Genomic DNA, 17828 nt, shown 5'->3' with positions numbered 1-17828 from the left:
GAAAGAATTATTCGTTATTTGCTGTTAACGCAGTTACCACCCAGGAGGCTTGCTTGCTAACCACTAATAGCTGAATGCTACCCAACAAGAGAAGTTAACATTTGTAACCCTACTTGATAACTTGATATTATATCATGTCCGCTTAATTAGTGATAAAAAAAATTTCTCCTCTTAATACCTTCTCCCTGAGTCCTGACTCATCCATGTTCCCTGTTCCCTGTTCCCTCTTTTTCAGATCAATTCTGATCCATAAATTATCAATTACCGAATTATCAATAATTAATAATTAAATAATTCGCGCCTTGAAGCCTCCCCTTGGATAGGGGAAAAAAAGTGTTAGGATATTTATCGACCTTCAATTCCCGTAAGGTTTTAACCAGAGGTAATTATCAATTATCCATTATCAATTAATGAATTCTCCCTGTTCCCTCTTTTCTGGAGATGTCTATTAAACCGGACATAAAATTATATGATTAATCCTTCCCTATATCAAGTTAACACCCGTGTTTGGCTAAACCAAATATCGCAAAAATTAGGTCGTCATGCCACCTTAGATGATATTCCCGATGATGAACTAGATAAAATAGCAAACATAGGATTTGACTGGGTGTACTTTTTAGGAGTTTGGCAAACAGGAATAATGGGGCGAGATATTTCTCGTGCAAATCCTGATTGGCGAAAAGAAGCTATAGAACTTTTTGGTGATGACTTTCAAGAAGATTATATTTGTGGGTCTTGTTTTGCGGTAACTGGTTATCATATCCATGAAAACCTGGGTGACAATGAAGCTATGCTGCGACTGCGCGATCGCCTCCATCAACGAGGGCTAAAACTTATGCTTGATTTTGTCCCCAACCATACTGCCCTCGACCATCCTTGGGTACAAACAAATCCTGACTTTTATATTCAGGGAACCCAAGCTGATATCGAACGAGAACCCCAGAATTATATACAAGTAGAATTGCCAGCAGGTAGCCAAATATTTGCTCATGGAAGAGACCTCTATTTTCCAGGTTGGCCTGATACTTTGCAACTGAACTACAGCAACCCTAAATTACAGGAGGCGATGTTAGCAGAGTTATTCAATGTTGCTCATTTGTGCGATGGCGTTCGCTGCGATATGGCAATGCTAATATTACCAGCTATTTTTGAGAAGACTTGGGGTATTTCAGTGGAACCATTTTGGTCTAATGCCATCTCCCAAGTTAAACAGCAACATCCAGATTTTACTTTTATGGCAGAAGTGTATTGGAATTTGGAATGGGAACTACAACAGTTAGGATTTGATTATACTTATGACAAACTGTTATACGATCGCCTCCGGGAACAGCAGGCAATTCCAGTTAGACTGCATCTTTATGCTGCTGTTGATTTTCAAAGTAAGTTAGCACGGTTTATCGAAAATCACGATGAACCGAGGGCAAATGGAACTTTTCCACCAAGAGTTCATCAAGCTGCTGCCATTTTGAGTTATTTTACCCCTGGTTTAAAATTTTTCCATCAAGGTCAGTTACAAGGTTGGTCTCAGAAAATTTCGATGCACTTATGTCACGCTCCTCAAGAAGCTACTGTTCCCAACCTAGAGAGATTTTATCATCAATTATTAGATTGTTTAGCTTTAGATATTGTCCGTGAGGGAAATTGGCAGTTACTCGAATGTATAGCTGCATGGGAAGGAAATTACACATGGAATAATTTTATTTGTTTTGTCTGGAAAGGAAAAGATGATCGACTTTTATTAATAACAGTTAATTATGCTCCCCAACAAAGTCAATGTTATGTTTTACTTCCTTTTGAGAGTCTCAGAGGTGAAAGGTATCGACTACAGGATTTAATGAGTGATATTAGTTATGATCGCTTGGGAGATAAGTTAATTTCACGAGGTCTGTATTTGGATGTGCCTGCATGGAGTTATCATGTGTTCGATATTAGTTAATGGTAGTCGGTGTGTCTTAACTAGCTGAGGACTTGGGTAGAAATAGGGTTTCTTGATAAAAGTTAGTTAGAAAACCAATAATTAGGGCAATAAATTCGGTTTCTTTGTACTGTATAGGCAGATCAAAGGAATTGATTTTAACATGGCAATAAGGTTTTTGCAACCAATAATTTCCAATAATTTATTGACTTTACATAATCTTCACAAATATTGATAGATCAAATGAAGCTTCTGTAAAAATACTGATATTTTAACCTGAATTTAACCAAAAGACAAGATAGATTTGTTTAGATTAACTAAGTAATTTAAGTAGTTACTCAGAAGATGCTCAACTTCTGAGCAATTCTTTCTTAGTTTTGTGTGATCTTACTCATACATTAAAGAGAATCACAGGTAATTTTTACATTTTTGTCCAATAGAAATACATCCAATTAATTAGGAAATAGAAATGGCTGCAACAACATTATCAGCAGGTGATATAGCCATTGTTGGCTTTAACTTTGACAACCCCGACGAATTTGCGTTTACACCATTAGTAGATATTGGTGCAGGTACAGAAATTAATTTTACCGATAACGGTTGGCAAGCTGCTGGTACTTTCAGAGCGACTGAAGGCACTTTTACTTGGACAGCACCCACAGATATTGCTGCTGGAACAATAATTAATCCTACTATCAGTAGTATTTTATTCTCAGCGAGTGGCGACCAAATTATCGCTTATCAAGGAGACAGTAGCAACCCCACTTTTATTTATGCTCTCAATAGTGAAGGCAACCCTGGAGTATGGCAGTCTGACTCCACCAGTTCCAATACTTCTGCCCTACCCACAGGTTTAGTCAATGGTGAAACAGCAGTAGCTTTAGACGAAATTGATAATGCTATTTATACAGGTATCACTTCTGGTACCCAAGCAGAATTATTAGCAGCCATCAGTGATAACTCTAATTGGTCTGGAGACAATGGCAACAGACAAACAATGCCTACAGATGCTTTCAGCGTTGGTAGTAGCGCCTCCAACCCAGTTATCAATGAAGTATTCGTTAGTCATGCCGGAGTAGATGACACTGAATTTATCGAAATATTTGGCACACCTGGTACATCATTGGATGGCTTAAGTTTCATTGCCGTAGAAGGGGATAGTTTCGGTCCAGGCACAATTGACGCTCAATTTGACTTTGACTCTACCCATACTATCGGCGATAACGGCTTTTTCTTAATTGGAAACCCCACAGGTTTAGCAAATAACTATGCAGTTGCTCCGAATGTTGAGATTAGTAGTAATTTCCTAGAAAATAGTAGTTCGACTTTTGCTTTAGTTGAAACTGGCAGTATTTCTGGTACTTCAGTTACAGACAACGAAGTTGTTATTGATACTGTTGCTCTTACAGATGGTGATGCAGGGGATACCTTCTTCTTTGATGCTCCTGTTATCGGCCCCGATGGTTCATTTTTCCCTGCTGGTGCCCGCCGAGTTACTGATGGAGTCGATACAGATACAGTTAGTGACTTTGTAATTAGTGATTTCTTCTTGGGTGCCGATAATACTCCGACTGCTGGAACTTTTGATCATGGTGGCGGTGGTGAAGAACCAACTTTAACTGCTATCTACGACATTCAAGGTGCAGGTCACACCTCCGCTTTAGAAGGTCAAGCAGTTACTACCACAGGTATTGTCACAGCAGTAGATAGTAATGGTTTCTATCTACAAGATCCAACAGGAGATGGTGATATTGCTACCTCTGATGCTTTGTTTGTATTCACTGGTTCAGCGCCTGGAGTCAATGTAGGTGATGAACTACAAGTTGATGGTACAGTATCTGAGTTTACTCCTGGTGGTACTTCTACTCGCAACCTATCAACTACTCAGATAAGTGGTGCTACAGTCACGAATCTTTCCAGTGGTAATGCTCTTCCTGATGCAGTCATAATAGGTTCTGGTGGTCGTGTACCTCCAACAGAAAATATTGATGATGATGCTTTTGCCAGCTTTGATCCCATAACTGATGGTATTGACTTCTTCGAGTCTTTAGAAGGAATGCGAGTCACTGCTCAAAATGTAGTTGCCGTTGCTCCGACAAACCGCTTCGGTGAAATCTTTACCGTTGTTGATGATGGTGTAGGTGCTACAGGAATTAGCGATCGCGGCACGCTCAACATCAGCCCTAACGACTTCAACCCCGAAAAAGTTCAAATTGATGAAGATTCAGGAGTTTTTGACTTCGACTTCCCCAATGTTAATGTTGGAGATAGTCTGGGTAACGTAACGGGGGTTGTCAGCTATGGTTTTGGTAACTTTGAAATTCTGCCTACTGAAGACTTCACTAGCAACATTACCTCTGCTAACTTACAACCTGAAGTCAGTTCCATAGTAGGAAGCAGTGATCGACTCACAGTTGCTAGCTACAATGTTCTCAACCTCGATCCAGTAGTTGAAGATATTAATCTTGTGGACGACAATGATCCGCGTGACGTTGATGATGATATTGGAAATGGTCGCTTTGATGCTATTGCTGATCAAGTTGTCAATAACCTAAATGCCCCAGACATTATTGGGTTACAGGAAATCCAAGACAATACAGGAGCCGAGATTAACGACGGTGTTACTTCTGCAAGTCTTACACTCCAGACTTTGGTCGATGCGATATCTGCTGCGGGTGTTCCAACTTACCAGTTTATTGACAATACCTTTATTACAGATGGTGCTAGCGGAGGTCAACCGGGTGGAAATATCCGAAATGCCTTCTTGTATAACCATGCTCGTGTTGATTTAGTTGACGGTTCCGTTCAAACCATTGGAGATCAAAATCCTGGTAGTGCGTTTGCAGGCGCTCGTTTACCATTGGTTGCCGACTTTAAATTTAACGGTCAAGAAGTTAGTGTTGTTAGTAACCATTTCTCCTCCAAGGGAGGTAGTGCGCCTATTCTCGGTATTGAACAACCTTTTGATGCTCGTCAGGAAGACGTAACCGTTAACGGTAGTCTAGATGAGCGACAAGCTCAAGCAAACGCAGTCCAGGGATTTGTTGCAGATGCTCTAACTGCTGACCCCAATGCAAATCTTGTAGTGCTAGGAGATTTCAACGAGTTTGAGTTTGTTTCTCCACTTGATACCCTGGAACAAAATCTGACCAACTTAACAGAAACAGAAATACTAGATGAGGATGAGCGTTATACCTTCATCTTCCAAGGAAATTCTCAGTCTTTGGATCATATTTTGGTGAGTGATAGCTTGAATGAAGGCGCTGAATTTGACATTGTTAATGTGAACAGTGAATTTGCTGAAACCAGTCAACGAGCAAGCGACCACGATCCATTAATTGTTAGTTTGAATTTACCAACTCCTGGAGAAGTGATTGAGGGTACTGCTGGTCGGGATAATTTGATTGGAACCGATGGAGATGATACTATTACTGGTTTGCGACGTCGAGATACTCTTACTGGTGGTGCTGGTAACGATACATTTGTATATACTGGCCTCCGAGATGCAGGTGATATCATCACTGACTTTGAAGTTGGTAGCGATCAAATTGACTTAGTTGAAGTATTAGATGATGTTATTTCTGTAGTTGTTGACCCCATTAGTGATGGTTACGTTGGCTTTACCTCCCGTGGAGCAGATACTATCTTGACTATCGATCTTGATGGTGCTGCTGCTTCTGGTCGCGCTCGCTCTTTCTTGTTAGTGGAAGGAGTTGAGGCTACAGCTCTAAATAATTCAGACAATTTCATTTTTTAAGAAGAACAGAAACCGGGTTTATATTAGATACCACCATACTAATATATGTTTTACATAAACCCGGTTTCTTATAACACTCCGAAGTTGTCATAAAAACAACAAACATTTCCTCTCTATTACGAAAAACAAAACCATGACTAATATTTTGCAAAAGTTATCTTTCGTTGCTACAAGTGCAGTTCTTGGCATCACTGTAATTAATGCTAACCCTGTTAATGCAGCTTCAATTATTTATGATTTTGAAGTTAATAATTTAGACGGTTCTTTAGCAGGCGAAACATACTCTGGATATTTTGAATTTGACGGTTCTGCATTAACTGGAAGTGGTGAAGAATTGTTATCTGTATCAGAACTCAGTTTCGATTTTCTGGGTGTTAACTACACTGAAAATGATGGCATATTTAGTGACGTTGTATTTTTGGATGGTGAATTCCTAGGATTGGATTTTTCAACAGATGCTGTATTCTCTTTTATACCAGGTTTATTTGACCTTGGAGATGCTTTCTTTGAATATGATACTCTTGGAGAAGGAGTTGGTACAGGAGATATCATATACACTTTACGTCAAGATACCCCAGTATCTACACCTGAACCTACTGCTGTTTTCAGTTTATTAGCTTTAGGTGCTGTAGGCGGCAGTGGTGTTTTGAAGAAGAGAAAGTAAACATCATTATCAAAAAATGCAGCATTATTTTTGGCGTTGCATAAATGCGGGATGATTTTAATAGTTGTGTGGAATGGGCATCTTGCCCGTTCCTGATATTTTCGGACAGGCAGGATGCCTATCCCACTTGATATTCATCCCCAAATTTCAGCAACGCCTAATTTTTCAATAAATATCTGAGATAAAAGGCGGGGTCGCACCGCTATCTAGTAGGGGCGAATAGCCATGTGCTAACGCAAAGCTCCGCTTTATATGTCGCGCAGCGTTAACGGAGTTGTGCGATAGCAAAACGCCCCTACAGGTGGTTTATAATTTCATTTTTTGCGTAAGTCCTGAATTATAGAACCTAAAATTATTTGACATGACTATAATCTCTATTTCCACTTCTATTTATACCTTTTAATTTTGTCTTCCTACCTGTTAAATTTTCTAATTTTTTTCTAACTTCAGCAGAGGTCATTTGATTTAAAGTTATACCTTTTTGATTAGCCATAGCAGCAGCAACTCCTATTGCTTGCCCTTGATAAATACTAATTGTTTGAATTCGTGATACTGCTACAGCAATTCCTAAATATCCAGACGATCGCCCGACAACTGCTAAACTATTCACATTTTTAGCTAAAGCACTCTCAATACCAAAGTTGTATTTAGGTAGAGGCAAAGAGTTGATACCTAAATCTTTAACACCACCCCGAAAATAAAATTCATAGGAAAAAGTACCAATATAATTCTCTGCTGAAGTACCACCTTTAATAATTTATTTTCCTGTCAATGGGTCAACAACATCACTAATATTTAAACTATGTCTAATATAAACTTCTGAGGGAATAACTACTTTGATATCTTTTCCAGAAATTTTCCTTAACCAAGCCTCAAGTTCCTTCATTTCTGTAATCATTTCTTGGGTTGGTTTAAAATCATTTAGTTCTATTTGCCTGACTTTTTTACTGTCATATTTAAACAAAAATCCATTCAATGATAATGAACGTTTACCTAGACGACAAATATTCAGTTTATCAAATAAAAATCTTGATGAAAAAGCTAGATTAAATGAATGTTTTCGATGAAGATGATAAGCTCCTGCTAAGGCAATACTTCGATTTATATAGCCGTCTTGATATGTTTTAATTATTGGCAATCTAAACTGAGCCAGGGTAAATTTAGCATATAGAGGAGTTTGTTCAGATTGAATTTTATTCTTAATTTTTCCCATTAGTTGGCGGTTATAAAGTATTTTTGATTCCAATTTTTGGAAATCGTAAATACTTAAACCAGTTACAGTCGGAACAATAGAAGTTGCGATAGTTTCATTCTGTAATTTCTGGTTTTGTGATGCAAATCCTAAAGAATAGGGTACACCTGCTTTTCTGGCTAATTCTGCATCTTGAGTTGTGTCTATAAATGCAGAAGCTTTGACTCTAATATTTGTGTCATTTATCTGCACAAATTTAATTTTTTTATTTTCTACATAAGGAGTAATAGAAGCGTTAGAAATAACCATAATTCCTGCCGCTTCTAACATTTCTTTCATGGCTTTTGCTGCCAGGTCTGGAGTAACACAAGCTTCAACAACTTTTGCCTTTTTCAAAAAGTTACGAAAGCATTGAGAATAAGGTTAATTTTGCCAACCAGGGGTTTTATCATAGTCGAGATAAGCTAGCCCACCTCTTGTTAATAAACCACCTAAAGGTTGACGGTCAGAATTAGAACGGATTAATACTACTTTGCCTGTAGTTCCTAATGTTTTTTTAGCCCAAATAGCAGCACATATTCCTTGAAGTTCATCTCCATAAATTACGATATCAAAGTTTTTATAAGTTGGTAATGGTGGTTTTAGCGGTTTAGAGGGTGAGGGGGAAGGAGTGGGAGTATTAACTGAATTATTTGTGGAATTATTTGGTGTTGTATTTTGCCAAAATGTAGAGATAAAATTATGACTAACTTTAGGTAAATGTTGAGCAGCGCTTAATGGAATTAGTGATAAAAATGCTGTGATTAAAATTAATCTTTTTGGGTAATCAGAAGCCATATATTTTGGGGATAATTCAACCGTTTCACGGAAGTTAAAAGTCAAAAGTCAAAAGTCAAAAGTTAGATTTTATAGCCTCAAAATTTTGACAATATAGTAATTTCAGGAAATTATTGAAAATCTAAAGTTTGGAACTATTTCTGACAAAAAAAAAGGTATCAAGCCTCCCCTTTTAAGGGGATAAAAAAATAGAATATTCCTTATGTCAAGCCTCTGGGTTTAACCAGAGGTACAGTTAACTGTTAACTGTTAACTGATAACTGATAACTGATAACTGAAATGACATCTCTCAAATGAATTGATATAAGGTTAACTATCTTACTATACTAGGTTTTGATGCGAATTATTACAACATTTTAGATATGTCACTGTAGTAGGTTGGGTTGACGTAGGAAACCCAACACTAATAAAGCTTTGTTGGGTTTATTCTACGGATAAGTGGAGCGAACACTTACTAGGTTTTGCTGCGAACTATTACAACATTTTAGATATGTCACTGTAGTAGGTTGGGTTGACGTAGCAAACCCAACACTAATAAAGCTTTGTTGGGTTTATTCTAAAGATAAGTGGAGCGAACACTTACTAGAACGGTGCGTTACGACAAATTGTTAAATCTCTGTCAAACCTGATATTTTAGATGTCTAACGCACCCTACTGGACTGACACTTTGTTGGGTTTCACTTCTTTCTACCCAACCTACATTTTTAGGTATTTCATCCCACTACAATAATGAACTGGCGCTAAAGCGCAACTACAAACAAGCAACAGTTTTAATGACTATAATTAAAAATAACTAACATATAAGAGATTGAATAATTATGATTGAATTGTTAATTGCTTGGGGGGGTAGTGAAGCGGTTAAATTTATTGCTCAGGAAGTTATTGGAGAATTAGCTAAGGGTACTGCTGAAGATTATGTTAAAGATTTTGGCAAAGAAGGTATTTCTAATATTGTTGGTAGGATAGCAAACAAAGAACCTTTAAAAAAAGCTACGGCAGAAGCAATTAAAGATTTTTTAGATTTGGGAAAGCAAGAGTTAAAAAATGCTGAATTGAGTGAAAGTGAGTTAAAGGAATATATTAAACCTTTAAAACAGTTTATTAAAAATCGGTCTGTTTTAGAGGTTTTGGTTAGTGCTTTTGATAATAATCTCAAACTTTTAGAGACTAATAAATTGGCTACTACCTGGAACGAAATTAATCCACCTTTACCAGATGATTTTGACTGGGAATTTCTTGCCAAGCAATATCGGAGAAATGTTAAAAATATTATCCGGCAGTCTGATGAATTACGGGAAATATTAAATGCTGAAAATCTGGATAAACTAGCAAATCAAAACTCGGAAATTAAACCAGATTTTGACCTCAGAAAACATCAAGAGGGAATCCGAGAACAATATGGAAATCTCAAATTAGAAAGTTTAGATACGAGTGGTTATGGTTATAATAATTTGAAATTATGGCGAATGTTTATCCCTCAAAATGTCCGAGAATCTCAAGAATTTATGCCTCAAATACATGAGATTCCTAAAGAATATTTGAAGCAATTAAAAGATAGCGGTCAGCTTGAGTCAGATTTTTCTCCAGAACAATTGGAAGGTCGCCATCGGAGATATTTTGAACAGCAAACTCGCTCGGTTTTGGAATTAATAGAAGATAACAAATATAAATATTTAGTTATTCTGGGCGACCCCGGTTCTGGTAAGTCTACTTTATTACAATATATTGCTCTACAATGGGCTGAATTACCTCGAAAAGATTTATCGTTAAAGCCAATTCCTCTGTTAATTGAACTGCGGACTTATGTGCGGAACCATGATGGGAATAAGTGCAAGAATTTTCTAGATTTTCTGGAACAAGGTAGTGGAGTTGTTTGTCATTTTCCTCAACAAGAACTCCATGAAAAATTACAAAATGGCAATGCAATTGTGATATTTGATGGGTTAGATGAAGTTTTTGACCCTGGCAAGCGAGAGGATGTAATAAATGATATTCATCGGTTTACTAATAATTATAAAAATGTGCGGGTAATTGTTACTTCGCGGGTGATTGGTTATAAACCACAAAAACTCCGGGATGCTGAGTTTTATCATTTTATGTTGCAAGATTTAGAAGCGGAACAAGTTGAGGATTTTATTCAACGTTGGCACAATTTAACTTATCAAGATGAGGCGGAAAGGGAGAGGAAAAGAGAAAGGTTGAAACTGGCAATTAAAAATTCTTCAGCTATTAAAGAATTGTCGGAAAATCCCCTGTTATTAACTATGATGGCTATTTTGAATCGTCATCAAGAATTGCCGAGAGATAGGGCTGAACTTTATAATCAAGCTTCGCGGATTTTATTACAGCAGTGGGATATGGAACGGACGCTGGTTGATGCGAATCTTAACCCGAAGACTATTGATTATAAAGATAAGCAGGCAATTTTGCGTCAGGTAGCTTTTTTTATGCAGGGGAATAAGGAAGGTTTAGCTGGTAATTTGATTCATGGAGATGATTTGGAAAAAACTATCATTAATTCTTTAAAAGTTATGGGTATTAATGATGCAAGAACTGTGGCTAGGGCGTTGATGGAACAGTTACGGCATCGGAATTTTATTTTATGTTTTGTCGGCGCTGGGTATTATGCTTTTGTGCATCGGACTTTTTTGGAATATTTTTGTGCTTCGAGTTTTGTTTGGCAGTTTGAAAAGGAACAGAAAATTTCTCAAGATGATTTGATAAATGATGTTTTTGGTAAGCATTGGCGGGATGAAAAATGGCATGAGGTTTTGCGGTTAATTGCGGGGATGATTGATCCAAGATTTGTAGGAGAAATTATTAGTTATTTAATGGAACAAGATGGAGAAGAAGAAGAGTTTAAGAATTTATTTTTGGCTGGCAAGTGTTTGTTTGAAGTTAGGAGTCGTCAGAGTATTGGTGATGTGGGAAATCGGTTATTAAAAAGGTTAAAAGATTTGACTGAGTATATCCGTGGTTATTCTTATAAATTCTATAACAGTGAATCTGAAGAAATTTATCAGAAAAATGTAGCCTTAGGTCGTAAAATTCGTGGTCAAGCTGTGCAAGTAGTGGCTGCAACCTGGAGAGATGATCCTTTAACCTACACCTGGCTCAAACAATTGCTAGTATCTCGTAATAATTGGATTGTGCGACAGGAAGCAGTGCGACAAATTGCTACTTTAGACAAAGACAAACTAGAAATTATAGAGTTACTCAAGCAACAGATATTGTCTGATGATGGTTGGGATGTACGACGGGAAGCGATGCAACAAATTGCTACTTTAGGCAAAGGAAAACCAGAAACTTTAGAATTATTCAAACAATGGGTAAAGTCTAATCTGAATTGGGATGTGCGACAGGAAGCGGTGCGACAAATAGCAAGTGGTTGGAAACATGAACCAGGAATTTTAGATTTACTCAAACAATGGGTAGAATCTCACAATAGTTTGAGTGTAAGAGTTGAAGCGGTGAGACAAATTACTAATGGTTGGAAAGAGCAACCAGAAATTTTAGAGTTACTCAAACAATGGGTAGAGTTTAATGAGAATTGGGATGTGAGAGTTGAAGCGGTGCTACAAATAGCTACTGGTTGGAAACATGAGCCAGGAATTTTAGATTTACTCAAGCAAAGGGTAAAGTCTGGTAATAGTTCAAGTGCAGAACTTGAAGCGGTACTACAAATAGCTGCTGCTTGGAAAGATAAACCGGAAATTTTTGAACTACTTAAACAAAGAGTAGATTCGGATTTGCGAGTTGAAGCAGTGCAACAAATAGCTACTGATTGGAAAGATAAACCGGGAATTTTTGAATTACTCAAACAATCGGCAGAGTCTGACGAAAGTTCGAGTGTGCGGCGGGAAGCGATACGACAAATTGCTACTGGTTGGAAAGATAAACCGGGAATTTTAGATTTACTCAGACAATGGGTAGAATCTAATGAGAATTGCTATGTGCGAGCTGAAGCAGTGCGACAAATTGCTACTGGTTGGAAACATGAACCCGGTGTTTTAGATTTACTTAAACAATGGGTAGAGTCTGATGAGAATTGGGATGTGCGAGGTGAAGCGGTGCGACAAATAGCTACTGGTTGGAAACACGAGTCGGGAATTTTAGAATTACTCAAACAATGGGTAGAGTCTGATGAGAATTGGGATGTGCGAGTTGAAGCGGTGCGACAAATTGCTACTGGTTGGAAACACAAGCCGAGAATTTTTGAATTGTTTTATCATACCGCCCTCAATGACCCCTTTCAACGTGAATATGATTTTCAAGATAACCCTCGACAAATAGCACTAGAGGCAATAGTCGAACAATATCCAAACCATCCGCAAACCCTCCCACTATTACAAGACAGAGCAGAAAATGACGCAGACGAACAACTGCGGGAGTGGGCAAAAAAGAAATTGCAGCGATTAGAAAATAGGAATGCTCATTAGAAGCTGTTTGTAAACTTATAAAAACCTCTCTCCTGCGAGGAAAGAGGCTTATTCACCCCCATTCCCTGGTAGGGTAGGGGGGCAGGGGGGTTAGGTTTTTAGGATTTATCGGTGCGCCATTTCAGTTATCAGTTATCAGTTATCAGTTATCAGTTTTGTAAGTTGGGTTTCGTACCTCAATTCTGACTACTGAATTCTAAATTCTGACTCCTGAATTCTGAATTATAAATTCTAAATTCTAAATTCTTAAACACTTGAACTACATTTTTTCATATATTCCCAACCACGCTGGGGAGAAACGCGATCGCGTCCAATTGTCTTAGCAATCCATTCTGCTACTTTTGGCCCAGTCCAGCTTGCTTGGTCTTGAGGTGGACTTTTCAGTGCTATGCGTAATTGTTCTTGTTGTTCTGGACTGAGTAAAGCATGAGAAGGGTAAAATTTCCGGGTTTTCCGCCGATTTAAAATTGCATCCGGCCCTTTTTGATTATAACTTTTTACTATATCCTTAGCATAATCATAGTTAAGACCCAAAGCTTGAGCTGCTTCTTTAATAGTCCACTTTTGAGACACTAACCACAACAGGTGCCAGCGTCGAGATTCTACTCTATCTCTAATTTGGAGATAGCGATTTTTGATTTCTGCTTCGCTCAGGTGGGATTTGAGATAGGCTTTTTTAGGCATCTTTTTCTACTTTATCAGGGGTATGAAATATGAATAGTTCAACTCTGGAAAGCAACAAGATTAAGTTCCGCTAGCGTTAGCGATCGCTTTCCTCTATGTAGATGACCCTGTAAACTCCCAATCAACCGTTACAACTTAAGATTGTTTTTTATCTGCAGTAATGTTGTTTACGGTTTTATGGTTTAGATGTTTATACTATAACACCTTATCACATCTGTGTAAATACATCAAGTTTAATAAGTTTAATATTAGAGTATCAGATGAATTTATCAGCTTATTCATATTCACTTGATAAAATCTTTACAGAATCTTTACAAATGTTAGCTACAATTATGCTAATCAAATTTTTCTAGATAAATTTACCTATAAATTAGTTGAGGATAAAAAAGCGATCACTCTTTTCAGTTATCAGTTATCAGTTATCAGTGAACCTCCGAGTTTAGTTGCAGGCTTGAAATACTCAGTTAAATCATCTTATACTTCTAATTCTGAACTTAATTCTAAGTTACTATGGAAAACAGCATTAATTCTCACTATTAAATCTTGCTAATAATTCCTCACGGGATAATTGTAATAGTATTAGTAACTTTTAATTCTCCTTGGAGATTAATTATTCCTTCCAATACAATGAGTTAATAACTAATAGCTGATATAGCAATCAGCAATGAGATGTGAGAAAAAAATGTAGGGGTTTGGAAACCAAACCCCGTTAGATAAAATATTACAAATTATCACAAATTACAACTGATTGCTCTAACTGATAGCTAATAGCTGAATGCTTACAAAATAACTATTCACTTAGACGATAAATACTTCCATAATATGAATACTTCAACTCAAAAATCTTATTATCAAGTTGGTGGTTGTCTTCCCAAAAATGCACCTAATTATGTTCAGCGACGAGCAGATGCAGATTTCTATGAAGGTCTAAAAGCGGGTGAGTTTTGTTATGTTCTTAATTCTCGTCAAATGGGAAAATCTAGTTTGCAAGTTAGAACAATTCAAAGATTACAAAAAGAGGGTATTTATTGTGTGGCGATCGACATTTCAGAAATTGGTAATCGGGGTGTTACTATTGAACAGTGGTATGCAGGTATTCTCAGAATATTAGAAAATAATTTTGATCTATCAGAATATGTGAATATTCGTACTTGGTGGCGGGAACGAGATTATCTGGCTCCTGTACAAAGATTAAGTGAGTTTATTGAAACTGTATTACTGACACAAATTAATCATAATATTGTGATTTTTATTGATGAAATTGATAGTATTCTTGCTTTAGATTTCCCTGTGGATGATTTTTTAGGGTTTATTCGAGCTTGTTACAACAAACGTGCTAATAATCAAGAATATAATCGTCTAACTTTTGCTTTGTTGGGAGTTAGTACACCTCAAGATTTATGTCAGGATAAAAGTAGTACACCTTTTAATATTGGCAGGGCAATTGAACTAACTGGTTTTCAATTAGATGAAGCTTTACCATTGATGGATGGATTAGTCGAAATTTGTCAGGAACCGGAGGCAGTTTTACAAGAGGTTTTAACTTGGACTGGAGGGCAACCATTTTTAACTCAAAAGCTCTGTAAACTATTAATTGAAAATGGAGAATTAATTATTAATTCGGCAGAGGGAGTAGCAGAAATTGTGAGGTCGAAAATTATTCATAATTGGGAAGCACAAGATATACCAGAACATTTAAAAACTATTCGCGATCGAATCTTCAGAAAGGATGAAAGAATAGTCAGGAGATTAGGATTATATCAGGAAATTTTACAGAATAATTTGACGGGAATAGTAGGGGATAATAGTCCGGAACAAATGGAACTTAGGTTATCTGGATTAGTAGTTAAACGAGATAGTAAGTTAATAGTTGCTAATCCCATATATGGGACGGTTTTTCATCAAGAAATGATTATTGAGGAATTGGAAAAGTTGCCTCCATATTCGGAGGAAATTAAAGCATGGCTCAATTCTAATTGTGCAGATAATGGCTATTTATTGCAAGGTAAAAATTTACAATCAGCTTTAATTTGGGCAGCCGGAAAAAGTTTAAGGAATCAAGATTTCCAATTTTTGACTACTAGCCAGAAATTAGTATTAGATGCTCAGACAGAAACTTTAGAATCAACAAAAATCGAAACTAAAAAAGCTCAAGCAGAAGTTGTTAAAGCACAAAAAAAAGCTAAACGTTGGATTCAAATAGGTTCCACTATTTTAGGTATATCTTTGATTTTTTCCATAAGTTTTTCACTATTAGCTCATCAAAGATTTAAACTAGCAAAATCTAGTCGGGAAATTGAACAAACTGGCACTGATGCTTTATTATTAGCTATCAAACAATCGGCAACAAATCAGGAATTATTAGAAGCTTTACCCAAAGCTATTTCTGCTGGACAAAGATTAAAATCTTTAGTAAATAAAAATACTCCTCTAGCAGAATATCCTGCTACTCGACCAATATTAGCTTTACAAATGATTCTTGATAAACTTGATGAACAAAAACAATTTCAAGATAGTATACTTCAGAAAAGAAAAATTATTTTGCAAGGTCATCAGGGTGCAGTTACCAGTGTAAAATTTAGTCCGAACCAAGAATTTTTAGCCTCAGCAGGAGTAGATGGAAAAGTAATTATTTGGAATCTGGAAGGCAAAAAAATTACAGAATGGCAAACAGAACAAAAATCTGTTAATAGTCTCATTTTTCATCCTGATGGTAAATATTTAGCAACTGCTGGTAGTAACGGTACGGTAAAAATATGGAGTCTATTAGAGAAAAGTTTAGGAGAAAAATTATATGTATTAGAAATATCTCAAACCGAAGTTAATAGTATTAGCTTTAGTCCTGATGGTAAATATTTAGCAACTGCTGGTATAGATATTCCTGTGCAAATTTGGAACCTATCATCATCGCCCATAACTATATCCTCTAATAAAATTTTGGATAATAATGGTTTAATTAGAAGTGTTCGTTTTAGTCCTAATAGCAATTTTTTAGCAACATTAGATGGCAAATCTACTATTAGGTTATGGGATATATCTGAAAATAAATTTCAAACCCTAGATGTAGAAGCTATTAGTATGAACTTTAGCATCAATAAACCTCAGATGTTACTAACAGCAACATCAAATGGAGTAGTAGAAATGTGGCAGATTTATACAGGTAGATTAGTCAATAATTTTCAAAGTTTACATTTGGATACTAAGCTAGTTAATTTTAGTCCTGATGGAGAATTAATAGGTACTGTTGGAATTGATAGTATTGTGCGACTTTGGAATTTATCAGGGCGACAGATAAGCCAATTTGAATTTTCAGAAAATGTGATTGATATAGCCTTTAGTTTAGATGGTAAAAAAATTGCTGTAGCTGATAGTAATGGTCAAATTTGGTTAAGGTCTGTGGAAAATTTGGAGGAGCTTTTGAGTAAAGGTTGTAGATTTTTAGAAGACAGACCAAACTATTTTATGAGAGTAGGAGAATTTTGTGAGGGCGAATATAGCAATTCTAAATAAGTCTTCAACAATTAATAATTACCTCTTCTGTAATAGAAGGATTGACTAAAAGGATTTGTTTTTCTTTTTTCTCTTGAAATAGAAGGCTTTATACCTTAATTTTTCGGTAATATTTTATTGTAGGGGTTTGGTCTCCAAACCCTACTTGGGTTTGCTGAAAAAGTCTTTTTTAAGGAATGGGGAGTAGGGGAGTAATTTTTTTGCCAATCTTGGCTAAAATGCTAACTTTTTGAGGATGAAGAGCTGAAAATCAAGATATTTCAGACCATTAAATTCACCTGATTTATTGTAAATGCTTTGAGATTTAATCAGCAATTTCCTAGTAAAAATAGGGAGATTTGGAGACCAAAGCCCTACAGTTTTTTTTCCTCTTCTTTCTTCCTTCTTCCTTCTTTTTGAGGATGAAGAGCTGAAAATCAAGATATTTCAGACCATTAAATTCACCTGATTTATTGTAAATGCTTTGAGATTTAATCAGCAAGTTCCTAGTAAAAATAGGGAGATTTGGAGACCAAACCCCTACATTTTTTTTCCACAAATGCTGACAATTTTTTTTTCCTCTTCTTTCTTCCTTGTACCTGATTTTTGAGGATGAAGAGCTGAAAATCAAGATATTTCAGACCATTAAATGTACCTGATTTATTGTAAATGCTTTGAGATTTAATCAGCAATTTCCTAGTAAAAATAGGGAGATTTGGAGACCAAACCCCTACATTTTTTTTCCACAAATGCTGACAATTTTTTTTTCCTCTTCTTTCTTCCTTGTACCTGATTTTTGAGGATGAAGAGCTGAAAATCAAGATATTTCAGACCATTAAATGTACCTGATT

At 36.5% G+C, this 17828-nt stretch carries 9 protein-coding genes; 5 read left to right on the top strand and 4 right to left on the bottom strand.

From position 1 onward, the window contains the following. Positions 1-469 precede the first annotated feature (469 nt). The 3 genes from ACP6PK_RS01685 (at position 470) to ACP6PK_RS01675 (ending at position 6336) form a co-directional block, all read left to right on the top strand. Complete coding sequence (locus ACP6PK_RS01685) at positions 470-1936, top strand: alpha-amylase family glycosyl hydrolase (RefSeq protein ID WP_094678479.1); 1467 nt, start codon at positions 470-472, stop codon at positions 1934-1936. A 448-nt stretch (positions 1937-2384) separates the two neighbouring features. Further along, positions 2385-5672, top strand: a complete 3288-nt coding sequence (locus tag ACP6PK_RS01680) for an endonuclease/exonuclease/phosphatase family protein (protein WP_426557211.1) — start codon at positions 2385-2387, stop codon at positions 5670-5672. 133 nt (positions 5673-5805) lie between these two features. Beyond that, positions 5806-6336: a PEP-CTERM sorting domain-containing protein gene (locus ACP6PK_RS01675; protein WP_426557209.1), complete on the top strand. Its 531-nt coding sequence runs from the start codon at positions 5806-5808 to the stop codon at positions 6334-6336. 352 nt (positions 6337-6688) lie between these two features. Here the strand turns inward: ACP6PK_RS01675 and ACP6PK_RS01670 are convergent, their stop codons facing one another. From ACP6PK_RS01670 to ACP6PK_RS01660, 3 genes are all read right to left on the bottom strand, one after another. Then, on the bottom strand, positions 6689-6997 hold the full coding sequence (locus ACP6PK_RS01670; RefSeq protein WP_426557207.1) for an FAD-dependent oxidoreductase: 309 nt from the start codon (positions 6995-6997) through the stop codon (positions 6689-6691). A gap of 96 nt (positions 6998-7093) precedes the next feature. Further along, complete coding sequence (locus tag ACP6PK_RS01665; RefSeq protein WP_426557205.1) at positions 7094-7924, bottom strand: FAD-dependent oxidoreductase; 831 nt, start codon at positions 7922-7924, stop codon at positions 7094-7096. A 27-nt stretch (positions 7925-7951) separates the two neighbouring features. Continuing rightward, the gene (locus tag ACP6PK_RS01660) at positions 7952-8365 is read right to left on the bottom strand and encodes a hypothetical protein (RefSeq protein ID WP_426557203.1); all 414 of its coding nucleotides are present in this window, start codon (positions 8363-8365) and stop codon (positions 7952-7954) included. Between the two features lie 818 nt (positions 8366-9183). Between ACP6PK_RS01660 and ACP6PK_RS01655 the strand changes: the two genes are divergently transcribed. Continuing rightward, positions 9184-12804 (top strand): HEAT repeat domain-containing protein, encoded by a 3621-nt coding sequence (locus ACP6PK_RS01655; protein WP_426557201.1) that lies wholly within the window; start codon positions 9184-9186, stop codon positions 12802-12804. A 246-nt stretch (positions 12805-13050) separates the two neighbouring features. Here ACP6PK_RS01655 and ACP6PK_RS01650 read toward each other — a convergent pair whose 3' ends face one another. Then, positions 13051-13488 (bottom strand): helix-turn-helix domain-containing protein, encoded by a 438-nt coding sequence (locus tag ACP6PK_RS01650; protein ID WP_426557199.1) that lies wholly within the window; start codon positions 13486-13488, stop codon positions 13051-13053. An 822-nt stretch (positions 13489-14310) separates the two neighbouring features. Here ACP6PK_RS01650 and ACP6PK_RS01645 point away from each other — a divergent pair. Continuing rightward, positions 14311-16998, top strand: coding sequence for an AAA-like domain-containing protein (locus ACP6PK_RS01645; protein WP_426557197.1), 2688 nt, complete (start codon positions 14311-14313; stop codon positions 16996-16998). Positions 16999-17828: the final 830 nt, after the last annotated feature.

The organism is Dapis hubbardiae BLCC-M172, from assembly GCF_050016015.1.
In the GTDB taxonomy this organism is placed as follows: Bacteria; Cyanobacteriota; Cyanobacteriia; order Cyanobacteriales; family Microcoleaceae; genus Trichodesmium.
This window is presented reverse-complemented; position numbering and strand designations above follow the sequence as displayed.

Excerpts from the sequence above, each read along its gene's own strand:
- ACP6PK_RS01650 (WP_426557199.1), bottom strand. The coding sequence starts at position 13,488 with ATGCCTAAAAAAGCCTATCTCAAATCCCACCTGAGCGAAGCAGAAATC.
- ACP6PK_RS01655 (WP_426557201.1), top strand. The coding sequence starts at position 9,184 with ATGATTGAATTGTTAATTGCTTGGGGGGGTAGTGAAGCGGTTAAATTT.
- ACP6PK_RS01685 (WP_094678479.1), top strand. The coding sequence starts at position 470 with ATGATTAATCCTTCCCTATATCAAGTTAACACCCGTGTTTGGCTAAAC.
- ACP6PK_RS01660 (WP_426557203.1), bottom strand. The coding sequence starts at position 8,365 with ATGGCTTCTGATTACCCAAAAAGATTAATTTTAATCACAGCATTTTTA.
- ACP6PK_RS01645 (WP_426557197.1), top strand. The coding sequence starts at position 14,311 with ATGAATACTTCAACTCAAAAATCTTATTATCAAGTTGGTGGTTGTCTT.
- ACP6PK_RS01675 (WP_426557209.1), top strand. The coding sequence starts at position 5,806 with ATGACTAATATTTTGCAAAAGTTATCTTTCGTTGCTACAAGTGCAGTT.
- ACP6PK_RS01680 (WP_426557211.1), top strand. The coding sequence starts at position 2,385 with ATGGCTGCAACAACATTATCAGCAGGTGATATAGCCATTGTTGGCTTT.